At 44.3% G+C, this 20565-nt stretch carries 17 protein-coding genes and 8 tRNA genes; 23 read left to right on the top strand and 2 right to left on the bottom strand.

The genetic code is table 11. The annotated features are described in order from the left end of the window. The first annotated feature begins 20 nt into the window (after positions 1 to 20). From truD to rpoS, 5 genes are all read left to right on the top strand, one after another. A complete protein-coding gene (truD, locus tag QUF19_RS14455) occupies positions 21 to 1067 on the top strand; it encodes a tRNA pseudouridine(13) synthase TruD (protein ID WP_286294747.1) in 1047 nt (348 codons plus the stop codon). A gap of 76 nt (positions 1068 to 1143) precedes the next feature. After that, complete coding sequence (gene surE / locus QUF19_RS14450) at positions 1144 to 1887, top strand: 5'/3'-nucleotidase SurE (RefSeq protein ID WP_102436062.1); 744 nt, start codon at positions 1144 to 1146, stop codon at positions 1885 to 1887. Continuing rightward, positions 1888 to 2514 carry a protein-L-isoaspartate(D-aspartate) O-methyltransferase gene (locus QUF19_RS14445; protein ID WP_017108696.1) on the top strand — a complete coding sequence of 209 codons (627 nt, stop codon included), beginning with the start codon at positions 1888 to 1890 and terminating at the stop codon, positions 2512 to 2514. A 35-nt stretch (positions 2515 to 2549) separates the two neighbouring features. Beyond that, positions 2550 to 3464, top strand: coding sequence for a murein hydrolase activator NlpD (gene nlpD, locus QUF19_RS14440; RefSeq protein WP_286294745.1), 915 nt, complete (start codon positions 2550 to 2552; stop codon positions 3462 to 3464). 97 nt (positions 3465 to 3561) lie between these two features. Next, a complete protein-coding gene (gene rpoS, locus QUF19_RS14435) occupies positions 3562 to 4542 on the top strand; it encodes an RNA polymerase sigma factor RpoS (RefSeq protein WP_029223238.1) in 981 nt (326 codons plus the stop codon). 144 nt (positions 4543 to 4686) lie between these two features. Here rpoS and mutS read toward each other — a convergent pair whose 3' ends face one another. Then, on the bottom strand, positions 4687 to 7248 hold the full coding sequence (mutS, locus tag QUF19_RS14430) for a DNA mismatch repair protein MutS (protein ID WP_286294744.1): 2562 nt from the start codon (positions 7246 to 7248) through the stop codon (positions 4687 to 4689). Between the two features lie 123 nt (positions 7249 to 7371). Between mutS and pncC the strand changes: the two genes are divergently transcribed. Next, on the top strand, positions 7372 to 7866 hold the full coding sequence (gene pncC / locus QUF19_RS14425) for a nicotinamide-nucleotide amidase (protein WP_286294743.1): 495 nt from the start codon (positions 7372 to 7374) through the stop codon (positions 7864 to 7866). Positions 7867 to 8005: 139 nt separating this feature from the next. Then, positions 8006 to 9046: a recombinase RecA gene (gene recA, locus QUF19_RS14420; protein ID WP_029223240.1), complete on the top strand. Its 1041-nt coding sequence runs from the start codon at positions 8006 to 8008 to the stop codon at positions 9044 to 9046. 157 nt (positions 9047 to 9203) lie between these two features. Here the strand turns inward: recA and QUF19_RS14415 are convergent, their stop codons facing one another. Next, a complete protein-coding gene (locus QUF19_RS14415; protein WP_286294742.1) occupies positions 9204 to 10166 on the bottom strand; it encodes a winged helix-turn-helix domain-containing protein in 963 nt (320 codons plus the stop codon). A 179-nt stretch (positions 10167 to 10345) separates the two neighbouring features. Here QUF19_RS14415 and QUF19_RS14410 point away from each other — a divergent pair, with 179 nt between their 5' ends. The 16 genes from QUF19_RS14410 to oadA all read left to right on the top strand — a co-directional run bounded on the left by QUF19_RS14410 (position 10346) and on the right by oadA (position 20559). Then, complete coding sequence (locus QUF19_RS14410) at positions 10346 to 10624, top strand: hypothetical protein (protein ID WP_286294741.1); 279 nt, start codon at positions 10346 to 10348, stop codon at positions 10622 to 10624. Positions 10625 to 10794: 170 nt separating this feature from the next. Beyond that, complete coding sequence (gene tpx, locus QUF19_RS14405) at positions 10795 to 11301, top strand: thiol peroxidase (RefSeq protein WP_102435551.1); 507 nt, start codon at positions 10795 to 10797, stop codon at positions 11299 to 11301. Positions 11302 to 11511: 210 nt separating this feature from the next. Continuing rightward, entirely contained in the window at positions 11512 to 12000 is a 489-nt protein-coding gene (locus QUF19_RS14400; RefSeq protein ID WP_286294740.1) for a hypothetical protein, read from the top strand. Positions 12001 to 12219: 219 nt separating this feature from the next. Next, positions 12220 to 14802, top strand: coding sequence for an alanine--tRNA ligase (gene alaS, locus QUF19_RS14395; protein ID WP_286294739.1), 2583 nt, complete (start codon positions 12220 to 12222; stop codon positions 14800 to 14802). Between the two features lie 220 nt (positions 14803 to 15022). Further along, on the top strand, positions 15023 to 16204 hold the full coding sequence (locus QUF19_RS14390; protein WP_083717847.1) for an aspartate kinase: 1182 nt from the start codon (positions 15023 to 15025) through the stop codon (positions 16202 to 16204). A 92-nt stretch (positions 16205 to 16296) separates the two neighbouring features. Beyond that, positions 16297 to 16494 carry a carbon storage regulator CsrA gene (csrA, locus tag QUF19_RS14385; RefSeq protein WP_004415691.1) on the top strand — a complete coding sequence of 66 codons (198 nt, stop codon included), beginning with the start codon at positions 16297 to 16299 and terminating at the stop codon, positions 16492 to 16494. Positions 16495 to 16970: 476 nt separating this feature from the next. Continuing rightward, positions 16971 to 17063, top strand: a tRNA-Ser gene (locus QUF19_RS14380). Between the two features lie 46 nt (positions 17064 to 17109). Next, positions 17110 to 17186 (top strand) — tRNA-Arg (locus QUF19_RS14375). A gap of 48 nt (positions 17187 to 17234) precedes the next feature. Continuing rightward, positions 17235 to 17327, top strand: a tRNA-Ser gene (locus tag QUF19_RS14370). Between the two features lie 85 nt (positions 17328 to 17412). Continuing rightward, a tRNA-Arg gene (locus QUF19_RS14365) sits at positions 17413 to 17489 on the top strand. A 71-nt stretch (positions 17490 to 17560) separates the two neighbouring features. Beyond that, positions 17561 to 17637, top strand: a tRNA-Arg gene (locus tag QUF19_RS14360). A gap of 88 nt (positions 17638 to 17725) precedes the next feature. After that, a tRNA-Arg gene (locus QUF19_RS14355) sits at positions 17726 to 17802 on the top strand. Positions 17803 to 17886: 84 nt separating this feature from the next. Further along, a tRNA-Arg gene (locus QUF19_RS14350) sits at positions 17887 to 17963 on the top strand. 71 nt (positions 17964 to 18034) lie between these two features. Further along, positions 18035 to 18111: transfer RNA gene (locus QUF19_RS14345), tRNA-Arg, on the top strand. 374 nt (positions 18112 to 18485) lie between these two features. Continuing rightward, on the top strand, positions 18486 to 18743 hold the full coding sequence (locus tag QUF19_RS14340; protein WP_010435831.1) for an oxaloacetate decarboxylase subunit gamma: 258 nt from the start codon (positions 18486 to 18488) through the stop codon (positions 18741 to 18743). Between the two features lie 31 nt (positions 18744 to 18774). Further along, positions 18775 to 20559, top strand: a complete 1785-nt coding sequence (gene oadA, locus QUF19_RS14335; protein WP_286294738.1) for a sodium-extruding oxaloacetate decarboxylase subunit alpha — start codon at positions 18775 to 18777, stop codon at positions 20557 to 20559. Positions 20560 to 20565: the final 6 nt, after the last annotated feature.

The raw sequence follows: 20565 nt of genomic DNA, 5'->3' as shown, positions 1-20565 counted from the left end.
ACCAACACGAAAAGAACAGCATGTCAGATATTTTATCTTCATTGGCTTACCTAAACGGTAAACCAACTGCGAAAGCAAAACTAAAAGCAAAAGCCGAACACTTTGTCGTTAATGAAGACTTGGGTTTTGAGTTTACTGGTGAAGGCGAGCACCTAATGGTGCGTATTCGTAAAACTGGTGAGAACACGAGCTTCGTAGCAAACGAGCTGGCTAAAGCGTGTGGTGTTAAGTCGAAAGACGTGAGCTGGGCTGGTTTGAAAGACCGTCATGCTGTGACAGAACAGTGGTTGAGCGTGCATCTACCAAAAGGTGAACCTGATTTTTCTGCTTTTCTTGCACAATACCCAAGCATTGAGATCTTGGCGACAGCACGTCACAACAAAAAGTTACGTCCAGGCGATTTAGTTGGCAACCAATTCGAGCTAACTTTGTCTGAAGTAACGGACTGTGATGATGTGGTAAAACGTTTAGAAAAAGTCGCTCAAGTCGGCGTGCCAAATTACTTCGGTGCTCAGCGCTTCGGTAATGAAGGTAACAACTTATCTGAAGCTCGTCGTTGGGGTCGTGAAAACGTTCGTACGCGTAATCAAAATAAGCGCAGCTTGTATCTATCTGCCGCTCGTTCTTGGATCTACAACTTAATCCTTTCTGAGCGTATTGAGCAAGATGCGTTTGCGTCGGCATTGGTTGGCGATATCGTTGTTAAAGACGGCGCGCAATTAGCTGTGACGGCAGACAATATCGAAACGGTAAATCAAGATGTCGCGAACGACTCTGCGTTTATTACCGTTGCTTTGGCCGGAGATAATGCGTTACCGACGACCGATGAATCTCAAGCTCTAGAGCAGAAACATCTTGATGCTGAACCAGACCTAATGGCTCTTATTTGTGGCAACCGTATGCGCCATGATCGCCGTGAAGCTTCGTTGAAGCCGATGGGTTTAGCCTGGGAAGTGAACGAAGACAATGTCACTCTTAAGTTCTCTCTTGATGCGGGTTGTTTCGCAACCGCTATTGTTCGTGAATTGGTTGAAGAAGTTCACGTAGAGAGAAGCTACGAGCAATAACGATTCTGCTTGGAGCGAAGTCACTTGATATCGGAAATTAAGTGACTTGGCATTGGAACAAAAGAAAGGATACAAGATGAAGATTTTACTCAGCAACGATGATGGTGTGCACGCTCAAGGTATTCATGAGCTGGCCAATGAATTACGTGATCTTGCTGAAATTATCATTGTTGCACCTGACCGTAATCGCTCGGGCGCTTCAAATTCATTAACTTTAGAACAGCCTTTACGTGTTCAAGAAATTACCGAAAATACATATTCGGTACAAGGAACACCGACCGACTGTGTACATTTTGCGTTAAATGAACTGCTAAAGAATGATATGCCCGATCTGGTATTAACGGGTATTAATCATGGTGCTAACTTGGGTGACGATGTGCTTTATTCAGGTACAGTGGCAGCCGCAATGGAAGGGCACTTTTTAGGCGTTCAATCGGTGGCGTTTTCTCTGGTGGGTAAAAAACATTTTAAGACAGCGGCGGCTATTGCTCGCCGTATCGTCGAACAACATTTAGTAAACCCAATCCCAACCAATCGCCTGTTAAACGTTAATATCCCTGATTTAGCTTTAGAGCAATTGTCTGGCACTCAGGTGACACGCCTAGGTGCTCGTCATCATGCTGAAGATATGATTAAGCAAAAAGATCCACGCGGTCATGATATCTATTGGCTTGGCCCTCCAGGTAAAGAGCAAGACGCGGGTGAAGGCACCGATTTTTACGCTATCGAGCATGGCTTTGTGTCAGTAACACCGTTACAAGTTGACCTGACAGCGCATGAGTCGCTAGGTGCGATGACAACATGGTTAGGGGAGAAGTAAGTGAGTAATCCTCAAGCAGAGCGCTTAATTACTTTTCTGATTGAAAATGGTATTCAGGATCAAAAGGTTCTTGATGCTATTTATCAACTGCCGAGAGAGAGCTTTTTATCACAGGCGATGTATCATCAAGCCTATGATAATAATGCGCTTCCTATCGGACAGGGCCAGACGATTTCTCAGCCGTACATTGTCGCTAAGATGACAGAGTTGCTAGAATTACAGCAAAATAGCCGTGTTTTAGAAATCGGTACGGGTTCTGGCTATCAAACGGCCGTCTTGGCTCAACTGGTTGATCATGTGTATTCGGTTGAAAGAATTAAATCATTGCAATGGGATGCTAAGCGTCGTCTCAAACAGCTCGATTTCTACAACATATCAACCAAACATGGTGATGGTTGGCAAGGCTGGGCTGCAAAGGCGCCTTTTGATGCCATTATTGTAACAGCAGCAGCGGAGTCGATCCCTCAAGCACTCCTACAGCAGCTGAAAGATGGTGGTCGCTTGTTGATTCCTGTTGGTGATGATGAACAACAGTTGCTGAAAATCGTTCGCCATGGTGATGAGTTCTTATCCAGCGTGATTGAAATGGTAAGGTTTGTACCTCTTGTTCCTGGTGAGCTAGCTTAATAACAAGACTAATGGTGTAGGTGGATAGATAGTCGATGCGTTCGAAGGTTTTTAAAGGAAGTACTTTGTTACTTAGCTGTGCACTTGTTGGGTGTGCGGCTAACTCGCCTGCGCCAGTTTCTAGCCTAAACAAAAATTACTCATCGATCGATCGTGGTAGTTATCGTGGCAGTTACTATGAAGTCAAAAAAGGCGATACCCTTTATTTCATTGCTTATGTCACCAATAAAGACGTCAAAGACCTTGTGAGTTATAACAACCTCGCAGCACCTTACACTATTCATCCCGGACAGAAGCTTAAGTTATGGCGTCCTAGCTATAGCGCGCCAGCGTATGGTAAATCAACGGTCGTTGCGGCTGCTGTGGTAGCTCCTGCAGCCGCGGCCACGACAGCGTCTGCGAGCAGTAAGCCAAAAACCACGTCAGCAAAGAGTAAAAACTCTAATTCCAAGCCTGCGCAAACTTCCGCCAAACCGGTGAAAAAAGATCCACCAAAGAAGGTTGAACAATCCAAATCAAAGGAGTATGTTGGGTCTAAAGGTAAACAGAATGTTACACCGTCCACCAAACCAACAAGTGATAAAGTATCCAAATGGTTATGGCCAACTAAAGGGAGAGTAATAAAGAATTTCTCTGTAGGCGAACAAGGAAATAAAGGCATAGACATAGCAGGACAGCGAGGTCAGCCAATAGTATCTACTGCAGGGGGAACGGTTGTTTATTCGGGTAATGCACTACGTGGCTACGGCAATCTAGTGATTGTGAAGCACAATGATAATTACTTAAGTGCATACGCGCATAACGACCGACTATTAGTATCTGAAGGGCAAAGTGTGAAACCAGGGCAGAAGATTGCAACAATGGGAAGCTCTGGAGCCAGCAGTGTTAGGCTGCACTTTGAGATTCGTTACCAAGGTAAATCCGTAAATCCAAAACGATATTTACCTTAAATACAGTATGCAAAATTACGTATTGTATGGAGTGACACAGTCATTTAGCGACATATGAAGTTGTAATGTCATGCTAATTTCGCCAGGGGGAGGCGTTATGAGTATAAGCAATGCAGTAACCAAAGAAGAGTTCGATCTTAACCAAGCAACCACGGAACCGGAAGCTCTTGGAAAAGCAAAACGAACAGTCAAAAAGAAAGCCGAAACGAAAGAAGAGACTGAAGTTACATCTAAGAGTTTAGATGCTACTCAACTCTACTTAGGCGAAATCGGTTTCTCACCACTATTAACCGCTGAAGAAGAAGTGCTTTATGCACGTCGAGCTCTACGCGGTGATGAAGCAGCACGCAAACGCATGATCGAAAGTAACCTGCGTTTGGTGGTAAAAATTTCTCGTCGTTATAGCAACCGTGGTCTTGCACTTCTCGATCTTATTGAAGAAGGCAACCTAGGTTTGATTCGCGCCGTAGAGAAGTTTGACCCAGAGCGTGGCTTCCGCTTCTCAACTTACGCGACATGGTGGATTCGTCAAACCATTGAACGTGCACTAATGAATCAGACTCGCACTATCCGTTTGCCAATTCATGTTGTGAAAGAGCTGAACATCTACCTGCGTACTGCGCGAGAGCTATCACAAAAACTTGACCACGAACCAACGGCTGAAGAGATCGCTTCTAAGCTAGATAAACCAGTTGGTGATGTGAGTAAGATGCTTCGTCTAAACGAAAGAGTGAGCTCCGTTGATACGCCGATTGGTGGTGATGGTGAGAAAGCGCTACTGGATATTATTCCGGACATCAACAATTCAGATCCAGAGGTTTCAACTCAAGATAGCGATATCAAGAACTCGTTGATTTTCTGGCTTGATGAGCTGAATCCTAAGCAGAAAGAGGTGCTTGCGCGTCGCTTTGGATTACTTGGCTACGAACCGTCAACATTAGAAGAAGTAGGCCGTGAAATCAGCCTGACTCGTGAACGTGTTCGTCAAATCCAAGTTGAAGGTCTTCGTCGTCTACGTGAGATTCTAATCAAGCAAGGCTTGAACATGGAAAATCTGTTCAACGTAGAAAACGACTAAATGAACTGATGATGTTTCTTTGAATAGAAGACAAATAAAAACGCTGACTTTAAGTCAGCGTTTTTTTGTTTATGGCTTTTGTATTTGATGCTGCCCACTCAAACGACAGTACAAAACGACAATAACCAGCTATTTGGAAAGAGACTAAAGCAACTTCTTCAAGCGGTAGAGTTCTTCTAATGCTTGGCGAGGGGTTAGATCATCGGGATCAACATTCGCAAGTGCTTGTTCTACTTCGCTTGGTTCAGGTATCAGGCTCAGTTGGTTCGCGATATCAACGCCACTTGGCTTTGATGTCGGAGAGTCGATACTCAATGCCTCTAGCTGAGTCAGCTTCGCACGTGCGTTTTTGATCACCGCTTTAGGTACACCAGCTAATCCAGCAACCGCAAGGCCGTAAGATTTACTTGCTGCACCTTCTTGAACCGCATGCATAAAGGCAATGCTGTCACCGTGTTCAACCGCATCTAAGTGTACGTTCGCTAAGGTTGGAATTTGGTTAGGTAGCTCAGTTAGCTCAAAGTAGTGCGTTGCAAATAGTGTCATCGCATTGATTTGATTGGCTAGCCATTCAGCACTTGCCCAAGCTAGAGATAGACCATCGTAAGTACTGGTACCACGACCGATTTCATCCATTAACACAAGGCTATTTGGTGTTGCGTTGTGCAGAATATTCGCGGTTTCTGTCATCTCAACCATGAAGGTTGAACGACCCGAAGCCAAATCATCGGATGCGCCAATACGCGTAAAGATACGGTCGATAGAACCAATCGTTGCGCTTTCTGCTGGAACATAACAACCGATGTGAGCCATCAGCGCAATGAGTGCGGTCTGACGCATGTAGGTCGACTTACCACCCATGTTTGGACCCGTGATGATCAGCATCTTACGTTGATCATTGAGGTCGATAGGGTTCGCAATAAACGGTTCGTCCATCACTTGTTCAACAACAGGGTGACGGCCCGCCTGAATGTGTACACCAGCAGACTCTGTCATGGTTGGACGACAGTAATCAAGGGTGTCTGCACGCTCAGCTAAGTTTTGTAGAACATCCAGTTGAGACACTGAAGAAGCAATGTTTTGTAGTCGCTCTAGATAAGGCAGTAACAAATCAAACAGCTCTTCCCATAACTTCTTCTCGATAGCTAGAGCTTTCGATTTAGAGCTGAGAACTTTGTCTTCGTGCTCTTTCAGCTCAGGAATTATGTAGCGTTCTGCATTTTTCAGTGTTTGACGGCGAACATAGTGTGGTGGCACAAGATGGCTTTGTCCGCGGCTAACTTGAATGAAGAAACCGTGTACGTTGTTGTAGCCAACTTTAAGCGTGTCGATACCGTGACGTTCACGCTCTTCTTGCTCAAGCTTATCCAAAAACTCGGTTGCACCCGCTGCAAGGTCGCGCCATTCGTCGAGTTCTGCGTTGTAGCCTTCAGCTATCACACCGCCATCGCGGATCACCACCGGTGGGTTTTCTTTGATAGCACGCTCAAGCAGCTCTGATACTTCATCCACAGGAGATGCATACTGAGCAAGCTGAGTCAGGTATGGGTGCTTAAGTTGCGTCAGCGTTTCTGCAAGCTCTGGTAGGTATTCCATTGCTTGGCGAAGTCGAGCCATATCACGTGGACGAGCAGAACGAAGGGCAAGACGCGCAAGAATACGCTCGATATCACCGATCTGTTTCAGCGTTGGTTGTAACTCAGTAAACAGAGCCAACTCTTTCATTTCACCAATCGCATCTAAGCGTTGATCAAGAGCTGAAATATTACGCATGGGTTGATGCAACCAACGCTTAAGCATGCGGCTACCCATAGCAGTCGCAGTGTGATCAAGTACTTCGGCTAGGGTGTTGTCTGTGCCGCCACTAAGATTTTGGGTAATCTCCAAATTACGGCGAGTAGCCGCATCAAGGATCACTGAGTGATCTTGCTTATCCATTGTAAGTGAACGGATATGTGGAAGAGCAGTACGTTGCGTGTCTTTTACATATTGAATCAAACAGCCCGCAGCGCATAAACCTAGTTTTGCGCTTTCAACGCCAAAACCAACGAGATCACGAGTACCAAATTGTTGATTGAGTTGTTGCTTGGCGGTATCTAATTCAAATTCCCATACCGGACGACGGCGATTGCCATTACGACTTGCCATCAAATTTACGGGTTCGAAATCTTCAGGGAATAGCAGTTCACGTGGTGATGTTCTTTGTAGCTCTGCCGCCATCGCTTCTTCGGTTTCCGGCTCACATAGCTGGAATCGGCCAGAAGTAATATCAAGCGTCGCGTAGCCAAATTTACCATTGTGGTGGTAAATGGAGGCAATTAAGTTATCAATACGCTCAGAAAGCAATGCTTCATCCGTTACAGTTCCCGGTGTCACTATTCTTACGACAGCGCGATCAACCGGGCCCTTTGAAGTTGCTGGATTACCAATCTGCTCACAAATCGCTACGGACTCGCCCAACTGCACTAACTTCGCCAGGTAACCTTCAACGGCGTGGTATGGAACGCCAGCCATAGGAATAGGCTCACCGTTTGAAGAGCCACGCTTGGTTAGCGAAATATCGAGGAGTTGAGAGGCCTTTTTAGCATCATCGTAGAAAAGCTCGTAGAAATCTCCCATGCGGTAGAACAGCAAAATTTCTGGATTTTCTGCTTTTAGTTTTAGGTACTGCTGCATCATAGGAGTATGTTTTTGATCGGCTTTCACAGTTAACTTCTTTCGTTTATTTCTATTGCGGCTTAGGATACGTGAAAGCGTTTCGTGCGAAAAGCGACACATGCGAAAAGATGCAAATCCAAATGATATACATCTAGATAAGGGAAGCCAAAGATGCAGACGACTCAAGCTCTTAGTGAAAAACTCGGACACTTACTTGCGAAACATAAACATGTATTAGTGACGGCTGAATCTTGCACTGGCGGTGGCGTTGCTAGCGCGGTAACCGATATTGCTGGTAGCTCGGCTTGGTTTGACCGTGCTTTCGTGACCTACAGTAATGAAGCGAAACAAGAGATGATTGGTGTTCAGCTTGAAACCTTAGTTGAGTTTGGTGCCGTGAGTGAGCCGGTGGTTATAGAAATGGCTCACGGGGCGCTGCAACATTCAAACGGCACTATTTCTGTATCGATCAGCGGCATTGCTGGCCCTGGCGGCGGCACAGAAGAGAAGCCCGTTGGTACAGTCTGTTTTGCTTGGAAGGCTGCAAATGGATGGAACAAAGTAGCAACGCATGTTTTTACAGGCGATAGATCACAAGTACGCCAACAAGCCACGCACCATGCCCTGCAAGTTATTTATGATTACCTATCAATGGAAGACAAATAACATTTGTACAAATTATTTTCACACAGGTATAGACACTGTATGAATCAACAGTATAATAAAAGCCAATTAGTCACCCCTTTGTGGGTTAGAAATAGATTCTAAGTCGCTTGTTGAGACAACCGATTATGTGGAGATAGAAATGGACGAGAATAAACAAAAAGCGTTAGCCGCAGCCCTTGGTCAGATTGAAAAGCAATTTGGTAAAGGTTCGATCATGCGTCTTGGTGATAACCGTACAATGGACGTAGAAACTATTTCTACAGGTTCTCTATCTCTAGATATCGCACTGGGTGCTGGTGGCCTACCGATGGGACGTATCGTTGAAGTTTACGGTCCAGAATCATCAGGTAAAACAACGCTAACGCTTGAGCTTATTGCTGCAGCGCAGAAAGTAGGCAAAACGTGTGCATTCGTTGATGCGGAACACGCACTTGACCCTATCTACGCTCAAAAGCTTGGTGTTGATATCGATGCTTTGCTTGTATCTCAACCAGATACGGGGGAACAAGCTCTAGAAATCTGTGATGCATTGGCTCGTTCAGGTGCTATTGATGTTCTTGTTATTGACTCGGTTGCTGCACTAACACCTAAAGCTGAGATCGAAGGCGAAATGGGCGATAGCCACATGGGTCTTCAAGCACGTATGCTTTCTCAAGCAATGCGTAAGCTAACAGGTAACCTTAAGCAGTCTAACTGTATGGCTATCTTCATTAACCAAATCCGTATGAAGATTGGTGTAATGTTTGGTAACCCAGAAACAACAACAGGTGGTAATGCACTTAAGTTCTACGCATCTGTTCGTCTTGATATCCGCCGTACTGGTGCAATCAAAGATGGTGATGAAGTTGTTGGTAACGAGACTCGTATCAAGGTTGTTAAGAACAAGATTGCTGCACCATTCAAACAAGCTGAAACTCAAATCCTTTACGGTAAAGGCTTCAACCGCGAAGGTGAGCTTATCGATTTAGGTGTTAAGAATAAGCTAGTAGAGAAAGCGGGCGCTTGGTACAGCTACAAAGGCGACAAGATCGGCCAAGGTAAATCGAACTCTTGTAAGCACCTACGTGAAAACCCAGAGATCGCTCTGGAACTTGACACTAAGCTTCGTGAATTGCTACTGACTCCTGCTGTTCTTGAAGAGAAAGGCGCAGAGAAAGAAGAAGAAAACGAAGAGCTATAAGCTAACGTTTTATAGAGCGGGTGTTTTAAAGAAACATCCGTTTTGAAAGAGTAGAAAGCCTCGCATATTTTATGCGGGGCTTTTTTATTGGGGCGGATTTAGTTTTGAGTTGTATCGTGCGATTTCATTTCTTCATTCCCTAAACCTTAAACCCTAATCACTTTTGAGGCTTACCCTTACAGTAAAAAGAGTTCAGTAACGGTGTAATGATGGAGTGATAGAGATTGATGTTATCTAGCTTCTGCTTAAATATGTTTTGGCTTTTTCTATTGTTGGTAAAGACAAAGGCATACATCGAAACAATGTTGTCTCTGTATGCTGAATTGCTAACTCGAATGTAGATACTTTTTACATTGCATTGCGACAGTTCTAAGCCATCTATATAGACCTTCATTTCAGTTGAAGATACCTTCTGTGAATCGTCACTGAGGTAAAGCGTCGCACTGCCGAATTGATAGGGTTGGTAGCGCTCTTTGTTCAGGAATGGCGCTTGTTCATTGCTGTAATGAATAAAGTAATAGGCGACCAGAATGATGCCAAACCATAGAGCACATAAACTTATCGCAAATTGATGAGGGAATCTTGGGTTGGCTTGTTCGTTGTTGATTGGTTGTCGTAGGTGATCAGTTCTTTTATCAACTTCTACTTCAAACCCAACTCCTAACGCATTACCTAAAATACCAGCCTCAGGCATTGCTTCTGTCACATCTCGGTTTTCAGTTTGAGGGGCATTTGGTGCTTGAGATTGCTTATTTGGGATGACTGAAAGTGAGTATCCTTTCTTACTTATCGTTTTGAGCTCTAACTCATCAGTGTCTAAATTTTTGATGACCTTTCTAATGTAGCTAATGGTGTTGGTCAGTGACTGATCGGTGACCAGTACACCTTGCCAACACTCTTCAAATAATTCGTCTCGAGATATGCACTGATCTTGGTGCTCTAACAGATACACAAGAACCTTAAACGGCAACGGGCGCATGCTGATCGTAGTATCAGACAGAATCTGTGTGATCGTCCTCATTTTGTTATTGATAACGATGTGGTCAGTGATATTACTTGTGTGATTCATGGGCTTGTATGCAGTGTTCATGTTGGCTTTTGCGGGCGGTACTTTAAGCATAGGAGGCCAGTCTGTAACTGTAAAACGTCATTGGTTATATAAAAATTACATTTAGTTATCTGGTTATATTTTTGTTTGGCAATGGTTTGTAGCGAAAGCCAAAGGTGGTTGCTAACGTTATGCCGCCACGAGTTTTGATGATAGCTCGATTACTAATTGTTGTTTTATAGGTAAATAGGATGCCCGAAATTAAACAGAAAAACTCGGAATCAGTGAAGACCCTGTTAGAAGAGTACAAAGAAGTGACCTCCGTTGAGTCTTTTCAATTGGATGTCGTTAAGTCTTTAATAAAGATTTTTACCGACACTGATAAAAGCCTTGAGCAACGCGATAAGGTGACCTTAGTAAAGGTTGCACAACAATATATCGATGAAGAGATCGATTTTTCACTTTCTGTTGGTTTTGATGATGCCGTTCCTATTCTGACTTCAATTAGAAAAGTCATTGAAGTTGTCTAAACGTAGATTTTGAATTTGAAGGTTGTCAGATATTTACGCTGACTCCTGAGGTTCAATTTCTAAGTGAAATATAAATTAAAGATGTTCATGTTTGATTTGAATGTCTTTAAACAAAGGCAACACAGTCAGCTAGAACAGCAAGATTATAATTACATTGAAAGGAAGAAATAATGAACACAGTGACATTTTTAGGCGACAAGATTGCACTAGCGGGTGATTTCCCACAAAAGGGCGAAGTACTGACAACACCTTCGATGACAACAGTATCGCTAGCTCCGTTAACTATCTCAGACAAAGCGGCTGAGTTTAAACTGATTTACTTGTTCCCAAGTGTTGATACGCCAGTATGCTCAAGCAGCACTAAAGCTATCTCTGAGTTAGCGGAACTGAAATCAGATTCTGTAGATATCTACACGGTTTCAACCGATCTGCCATTCGCACTTGCTCGTTTCCAAGAGAAAGAAGCAGTGACAGGTGTTGAGCAGCTATCAGTATTCAAGAACCCTGAGCTACTAAAAGCCTTTGGTACTCAATTCGAAGAGCATGCTTTGTCTGGTTTGTCAGCTCGCGCAATTATCCTGTTGGATGCAAACAACGTTGTGGTACACAGTGAATTGGTCGCTGAAGTGACTGAAGAGCCAAACTACAGCGCTATCATTGAAGCTTTAAAGGCTTAATGATGATTTGAAACCTTGGTGAATTTTGGGCATCAAGGTTTCACTATTTTACGGATAACGATAACACGTTGATTTCGTTTTTTAGAACCCAAGCTCAATTCGGTCTACGCTTATAATTCAGTTGCTTGTAGAACAATGTCCAACGAGTGAACTGGATTATTGAATTAGATTATTGAATTAGATTGTTGAATTAGATATCGGTGTTCTTCCTTGATAAAAGTAAAGTTAGCCATTTTTGTTACGCTTTCAACGATAGGGGGGCTTATTCTCGCCATCGTATTGAGCACGCCTCCGCTAGCTTTGCGCGGGAGTCAGTGGGCATGCAATTTCAAGCAAATGGGATTTGTCACACCATCATATGTGCAATACTCCGAATTAAATGAATTTATGCTGTATTCATTTAGCTCTGATGAAGATTTTTTTGTCAGCGATAGAATTCAAACCCAGAATCAACAAGGCGCCGTTGAAACCGCGGAAGTCGTATTTGTGGGGAAATATACGCTGCATGACAACCTCCTAGAGATGGTTTTCAATGAAGTGAACTTCAGACATAAACACCCAGATGACATGATTAATCGTAATCAGTCTTTGTATAAAGGGTTCACTATCCAATATGACATTGAATTGGACGGTGATTTTCTTTACTTGTATTCATCCAGCAATAGTGAAGAGTTCAATCACATTTGTACCAAGCGTTAAGCCTTCCGAGTTCCTTAGCCTTTAAGAGCAACTATCTCCCTGTCTCATCCATTTTCTTTGTGTGTTCTCTACCTGAGCTAGTGGAATATTCTTCATTTTATCGAATTCCAACTAAAATCCTGCCCAAGGGTGTCTTTTCTACAAGAAAACTAGTCGAAGCCTTAACCATGATCTACAATACGGCAAAATTCTAACTCGACTATTTTCAGGAAGAGCTGCATGTACATGAGCACTGATGAGGTTCGCAACGCGTTCCTTAAGTTCTTTGAGAGCAAAGAACACCAAATCGTAGACAGTTCATCGTTAGTTCCACATAACGATCCAACCCTGCTATTTACTAATGCAGGTATGAACCAATTCAAAGATTGCTTCTTAGGCGCCGAAAAACGTGCCTACACTCGAGCAACTACGGCTCAGCGTTGTGTACGTGCGGGTGGTAAACACAATGACCTTGAAAATGTAGGTTTCACGGCTCGTCACCACACATTCTTCGAAATGCTAGGTAACTTCAGCTTTGGTGATTACTTCAAAGAAGAAGCGATTGGGTTTGCTTGGGAATTCCTGACTGAAACACTAGGTCTACCAAAAGACCGCCTGTTAGTAACGGTTTACGAGACAGATGACGAAGCATTCGAAATCTGGAACAAAAAAGTAGGCATCCCAGCTGACAAGATTGTTCGCATCGGCGACAAAGAAGGCGGCAAGAAGTTTGAATCTGACAACTTCTGGACAATGGGTGACACAGGTCCTTGTGGTCCATGTACTGAAATCTTCTACGATCACGGTGAGCACATTTGGGGGGGCCGTCCTGGTACACCTGAAGAAGATGGTGACCGTTTCATCGAGATCTGGAACAACGTATTCATGCAGTTCAACCGTCACGCTGACGGCACTATGGAACCGCTACCTAAGCCAGCTGTAGATACTGGTATGGGTATTGAGCGTATCTCTGCAATCATGCAGGGCGTTCACTCTAACTACGAAATTGATGTATTCCAAAAGCTAATTAAAGCGACAGCTGAAGTTGTTGGTCATGACGACCTATCTAACCAATCGCTACGCGTTATTGCTGACCACATCCGTTCTTGTTCATTCCTAATCGCTGATGGCGTAATGCCTTCAAACGAAGGTCGTGGCTACGTTCTACGTCGTATTATTCGTCGTGCAGTTCGTCACGGTAACAAGATTGGTGCACAAGGCGTGTTCTTCCACAAACTTGTGGGCGTACTGGCTGAAGTGATGGGTTCTGCGGCTGAAGAGCTTAAGAAACAGCAAGAGCTTGTTGAAAAAGTACTTCGCATCGAAGAAGAGAACTTTGGTCGCACGCTAGAGCGCGGCATGGTTATCCTTAACGACGCATTAGACGCACTTGAAGGCAAAGAGCTTGACGGTGAAACAGTATTCAAACTTTACGATACATACGGCTTCCCAGCTGACCTTACTAACGATGTAGCTCGCGAACGCGACTTTACTATCGATGAAGAAGGTTTTGAGAAGGCGATGGAAGCACAGCGTAAGCGTGCACGTGAAGCGGGTCAGTTCGGTACTGATTACAACGCAACGATCAAAGTAGACACTAACACTGAGTTCTGTGGTTACACAGGTACTGAAGGTGCTGGTGAGATTTCTGCGTTATTCGTTGACGGCGAAGAAGTATCTTCACTATCGGCTGGCGACAAAGCAATCATCATCCTTGAAGAGACACCATTCTACGCTGAGTCAGGCGGTCAATGTGGTGACGCTGGTACGCTAAGCACTGCGTCGGGTCTGTTCAAAGTACAAGACACTCAGAAGCTAGGTAATGCATTTGCACACCACGGCGAGCTCGTTGAAGGTGTGTTTGCTCAAGGCGATAAAGTAGAAGCGCGCGTTGATGCTGAGCGTCGTGCTGCTATCTCACTGAATCACTCTGCAACTCACTTACTTCACTCTGCATTGCGCGAAGTGCTAGGTGAGCACGTTGCTCAGAAAGGTTCTTTAGTTAAGCCAGACAACCTACGTTTTGACTTCTCTAACCTTGAAGCGGTAACACCAGCACAGATTAAAGAAGTCGAGCGTCTAGTTAACGCACAAGTTCGTAAGAACCATGTGATTGAAACGAACATCATGGACATCGAGTCAGCGAAAGAGAAAGGTGCGATGGCACTGTTTGGCGAGAAGTACGATGATGAAGTTCGCGTTTTGTCGATGGGCGATTTCTCTACTGAGCTTTGTGGTGGTATCCACGCGAGCAACACGGGTGATATCGGTCTATTCAAGATCACTTCTGAAGGTGGTATCGCTGCCGGTATTCGTCGTATTGAAGCGGTAACGGGTGAAGCTGCTCTAGATGCAGTTGATGCTCAAGCTAACGCTTACGAAGAAAAACTGGCTGAATCGGCTAAGAAAGCGAAATCGCTAGAGAAAGAAATCCAACTACTTAAAGAAAAGATGGCTGCAGCTGAAGGTGCAAACATCATGGGTAAAGTGGAAGACATCTCAGGGACTAAAGTTCTGGTTGCTGCAATTGAAGGCGCAGACAACAAGAACCTACGTACTATGGTTGATAATGCTAAAAACCAAGTGGGTAGTGGCATCATCCTGATTGCGAACGTAGCAGACGGTAAAGTTGGCTTAATTGCTGGCGTAACCAAAGACCTTATCGGCAAAGTAAAAGCTGGTGACCTCGTTAAGATGGTTGCTGAGCAAATTGGCGGTAAAGGCGGCGGTCGTCCAGATATGGCTCAAGCGGGTGGTACAGATGTTGAAGCACTACCTGAAGCGCTTAAATCAGTACGTATTTGGCTAGAAGAGCGTCTTTAAGCTTAAGTAATTGATACAAAGATGCCCAATCAACTGATTGGGCATCTTTTATTTTGCCTATTGGAAGAACGTCTGAAAAAGGTTTGATTGAGATTAACCAAGAAGTCTAATGGTAACGTTAGACTCCTTGGTTAATTTTTTATTGCTTCGCCATGACGCGGAGTATGTGTTTTTTTGTCATATATAGACATTGGTCTTGGGAAGGTGAGGAAGGGTGAAAATGCCTCTTATCGTGCAGAAATTTGGTGGAACGTCGGTGGGTTCAATAGAACGAATCCATCATGTAGCAGAAAAAATCATTGAAGCGAAAAATGAAGGGAACCAGATCCTGGTTGTCGTTTCTGCTATGTCAGGTGAAACAAATCGGTTAGTTAACTTAGCTTCACAAGTTGATAGCGTACCAAACGCTAGAGAGTTGGATGTGCTGTTAACGGCTGGAGAACAAGTTTCCATGGCTTTGTTAGCGATGACGTTGCACAAGTTGGGTTATGAAGCGACATCGATGACTGGCTATCAAGCCAAGATACACACCGATTCTAATCATAATAATGCGACGATTGAGCGTATTGATACCGCTCCTATTAAAGCGCTGTTAGATGATGACCAGATAGTCATTGTTGCAGGTTTTCAAGGCGTTAACGCTAAAGGTGATATTACAACCTTAGGGCGAGGTGGTTCAGACACCACGGCCGTTGCGTTGGCGGGTGCGCTGCAAGCGAAAGAGTGTCAGATATATACCGATGTTGATGGCGTATATTCCTGCGACCCTAGAGTGGTTAAGCAATCTAAGAAATTAGATACCTTAGACTTTCCCTCTATGGAAGAAATGGCTCGCAGAGGCGCTAAGGTTTTGCACCTTCCATGTGTTCAGCATGCGTGGCGACACAATGTACCATTGAGAGTGCTTTCAAGCTTTGAAGAAGGCGAGGGAACTCTTATCGCAGGTAATGACTGTTTGAATGATATTGCTGGGATAGCCATTCAAAGAGATATGGTTCGCATCGAGTGTTTGAATCAAGATTTACCGTCTCTCATGTCGCATTGCCAGTTGTTAGGGATCGAAGTCTGTAGTGTGATCGAGGAAACAGAACGGGCAGCGCTCATTATCAAACCGGACATAAGTGCTAAATTAAAACTAGTTTTTGCTGAAAAAATCCGTAATAGTGAATATGTTAGTTTGTTAACTGTGGTAGGAAGCCGAACACAAGAAATTGTGGTCAGTTCACATGGATTGTTGTCTGAAGGCGAAATTGATGTACAACATCACTTATTGCAGCAGCAGTCTTTAACTTTGGTGATATCACCAACGCAAGTCGATATGGCTGCTAACATATTACACAATGCATACATCGTAGCGCGTGAAACACAGGGTTATCTTAAAAAAGAAGTGCATTTTGGTTAAATAAACTCAATCGATAGTTTACGAAAATATAACTTTTGTTGGATAATGCTCTCGTAGCTAGATAAATTTAGAGATTACTCAAGGAGCAAAGAATGCTAATTTTGACTCGCCGTGTTGGCGAAACACTGATGATTGGTGATGAAGTAACAGTTACTGTACTAGGCGTTAAAGGTAACCAAGTACGTATTGGTGTTAACGCACCTAAAGAAGTATCTGTTCACCGTGAAGAGATCTACATGCGCATTCAAGCTGAAAAAGGTAATGGTAACGTTGCATCTGGCAACTACTAATACTTTTGCGTAGAAGAGGGGCTAGCATTGTTGCTAGCCTTTTTTGATCTTGGGACAGCAGAATCACAACTTAGTGATTGGTTAGTTCAATAACTGGCTTAGTTGAAGATGCTGAGCTGAATGCTTGAGATAGAAAAGCCACACCGCTTGAGTTAACTCTTATTGAGGCAACACGATATTTGTTTGCCGCAGTTCAAGTTTTACTGACTTTCCCTATGGCGAAATAGAGCATCCCGTAGTATGGTGCAAACAGCAGTGACACTTGCTGCGAGATAAATTAGATAATTGTTTTCCGCTGTTAATTATTGCCAATCTTTCACCTTAATTTTTAAGGGAAAAAGCGCTAATTGGATGTTATAAGTTCAATTTGCAAGCGCTTTGATTAAATTGCAAACGGTTGAATGTTTTTGTCCGGTTTTTTTCAATAAAGTGTTTGACATATTTTCGGTAAAACGTAATATGTGCCTCCGCAAGACGGTGAGGTGGCCGAGAGGCCGAAGGCGCTCCCCTGCTAAGGGAGTATGTGGTTTGTAGCCGCATCGAGGGTTCGAATCCCTCCCTCACCGCCATTTCTTGCACGTTTGAATTTGCAAGCAAACACAGAAGTAACAATGTGCGCCCTTAGCTCAGCTGGATAGAGTACCTGGCTACGAACCAGGCGGTCGGAGGTTCGAATCCTCCAGGGCGCACCATTCTTTAGATTACTTTGTTAAGAAGTAATGGATAAGAATAATGAATTAGGTGAGGTGGCCGAGTGGCCGAAGGCGCTCCCCTGCTAAGGGAGTATGTGGTTTGTAGCCGCATCGAGGGTTCGAATCCCTCCCTCACCGCCATTCATTACAGGCCTATGGCCTTTTTTTTGTTTCGTAGAAACAAGAATGTGATATATTTCACAACTTCTTCACTTGAAGATACCGTGCGCCCTTAGCTCAGCTGGATAGAGTACCTGGCTACGAACCAGGCGGTCGGAGGTTCGAATCCTCCAGGGCGCACCACTATTTAGGGTTTTCATTAATCCTGATGTTGAATGTTTAGTTTTAACTTTATGCTCAATATCGAAACCGTTGCGCCCTTAGCTCAGCTGGATAGAGTACCTGGCTACGAACCAGGCGGTCGGAGGTTCGAATCCTCCAGGGCGCACCACTATTTAGGGTTTTCATTAATCCTGATGTTGAATGTTTAGTTTTAACTGCTTTATTGCCTTAACTAACAGTTCAATATCGAAACCGTTGCGCCCTTAGCTCAGCTGGATAGAGTACCTGGCTACGAACCAGGCGGTCGGAGGTTCGAATCCTCCAGGGCGCACCACTATTTAGGGTTTTCATTAATCCTGATGTTGAATGTTTAGTTTGGCTTTATTGTCTTAGCTTTATGCTCAATATCGAAACCGTTGCGCCCTTAGCTCAGCTGGATAGAGTACCTGGCTACGAACCAGGCGGTCGGAGGTTCGAATCCTCCAGGGCGCACCACTATTTAGGGTTTTTATTAATCCTGATGTTGAATGTTTAGTTTTAACTTTATGCTCAATATCGAAACCGTTGCGCCCTTAGCTCAGCTGGATAGAGTACCTGGCTACGAACCAGGCGGTCGGAGGTTCGAATCCTCCAGGGCGCACCACATTATTAGAGAAAGCCTCGTTTTTACGAGGCTTTTTTTATGCCCGCTGTAAATTTGTTGCAACAATGTTAAATTTACGGTTTTTTAACTTGTTGTATTTAAAGTAATTCTTGATTGCTTCTTTATTATTCCACCTTTCTCATATCATTTCTCCGAAAAGCCCCGTTTAAGTCACAGTTTAAATATCTAAAAATGACTCATTTGACAGATTTATGTGATCTGATAGGCGAATAATTAACCTTATGTGTGCGTTATCCGTAACAGAACCTTAAACAAAATTGACAAACTTTTACCAATCGAGATAATCCATGGGTCGGGATCACTATTCGCTGAAATCCTGCACCTATGTCAGGATGACGAAGAAAGGAAGCAACATGACTAATATTGGAAGCCTGCTAGGAGATGCAGCAACTCTAATGATAACGGGAATGTCCGTTGTCTTTATTTTCCTAACTATTCTAGTTTACCTCGTTCGGTTGATGTCAAAACTGGTACCAGAAGAAGTACCTGAACCGATCGCAGCACCTAAAAAAATTAAAAAATCACAATCAAACCCTTCTGCTGTTAGTCCACAGGTAGTGGCAGCAATTTCGGCCGCGGTTCACCAATACCGTGCGTCTACTGCTAAGTAGCATTTAAAGGATTAAAAAGGAGTTTATGAGCATGTCTAAACCACTAGCTATCACTGATGTGGTACTTCGTGACGCGCACCAGTCACTATTTGCTACACGTATGCGTATCGAAGATATGCTGCCTATTGCGGCAGAACTGGATAAAGTCGGTTACTGGTCTTTAGAGACTTGGGGTGGCGCGACGTTTGATTCGTGTATCCGTTTTCTTGGAGAAGATCCGTGGGAGCGTTTGCGTGAGCTGAAAAAAGCGATGCCAAACACACCAATGCAGATGCTACTGCGTGGTCAAAATTTATTAGGTTACCGCCACTACGCGGATGACGTAGTTGAAAAGTTTGTTGAACGTGCCCATAAGAACGGCATGGACGTATTCCGTATTTTTGATGCGATGAATGATGTTCGTAACTTTGAAACGGCAGTGAAAGCAACGATTGATGTTGGCGGCCACGCTCAAGGTACGTTGTCTTACACAACCAGCCCAGTACACAACTCAGATACGTGGGTTGATCTTGCTAAGCGCTTGGAAGACCTAGGCTGTCATTCACTATGTATCAAAGATATGTCAGGTTTATTAAAGCCTTATGAAGCGGAAGAGCTAATCACTCGCATCAAAGCGTCTTGTGATGTACCTCTAGCGCTGCACAGCCATGCGACAACGGGTCTCTCAACCGCTACAGCCGTTAAAGCTGTTGAGGCTGGCATTGATATTCTAGACACCGCAATCTCTTCTATGAGCTGCACTTACGGCCATACGCCAACCGAAACGGTTGTTGCTATGTTGGAAGGCACAGAGCGCGACACCAATCTTAAGCTTGATCAGATCGAACCCATCGCGGCTTACTTCCGTGATGTACGTAAAAAGTACGCGAAATGGGAAGGTCAGTTAAAAGGTGTGGATTCTCGCATCTTGATTGCTCAAGTTCCTGGCGGCATGTTAACCAACATGGAAGGTCAGCTTAAAGAGCAAGGCGCAGCCGATCGTATGGACGAAGTGCTTGAAGAGATCCCTCGCGTACGTAAAGAATTAGGTTACATTCCTTTGGTAACACCTACTTCTCAAATCGTCGGTACTCAAGCGGTTATCAACGTTCTAACGGGTGAGCGCTATAAGAGCATCACTAAAGAGACTGCGGGTCTGTTGAAAGGCGAGTACGGTCAAGCTCCTGCTGAGGTTGATGCTGAACTGCAAGCGAAAGTGCTAGATGGTGCTGAGCCAATCACATGTCGTCCTGCTGATTTACTTAAGTCTGAAATGGATACGTTAACGACGGACCTTTTAGAAAAAGCGAAATCAGATGGCATTTCACTCGCTGAAGATACCGTTGATGATGTACTAACTTACGCACTCTTCCCACAAGTCGGCCTTAAGTTCCTTAAGAACCGTCGTAATCCTGAAGCATTTGAACCTGCACCGACTGCAGAAACGGCAGCTCCAGTTGCGGCAGCTCCGGTACAAGCTTCTGGTAGTATTGAAAGCTACAGCGTGAAGGTTGACGGGCAGGTTTATGATGTTGAAGTTGGCCCTCAAGGTGAACTGACATCGGTATCTCCATCAGCAAAACCAGCACAAGCGGCTCAAGCAGCACCAGCTGCGGCTTCTGATGCAGAAGCCGTTCCAGCTCCGTTAGCGGGCAATATCTTCAAAGTTATCGTTCAGCCGGGCGCTGAGGTGGCTGAAGGTGATGTGCTACTGATCTTGGAAGCGATGAAGATGGAAACGGAAGTTCGTGCTGCTCGTGGTGGTATCGTTCAAGAGTTGAATGTTAAAGAAGGCGATGCAGTTACTGTAGGCGCTCCACTACTAAGCTTAGCGTAAGGGAGT

This window comes from Vibrio sp. FE10 (genome assembly GCF_030297155.1).
Classification (GTDB): Bacteria; Pseudomonadota; Gammaproteobacteria; order Enterobacterales; family Vibrionaceae; genus Vibrio; species Vibrio apostichopi.
Note: the sequence above shows the minus strand (reverse complement) of the source record. Positions and strands in the feature narration are given on the sequence as shown.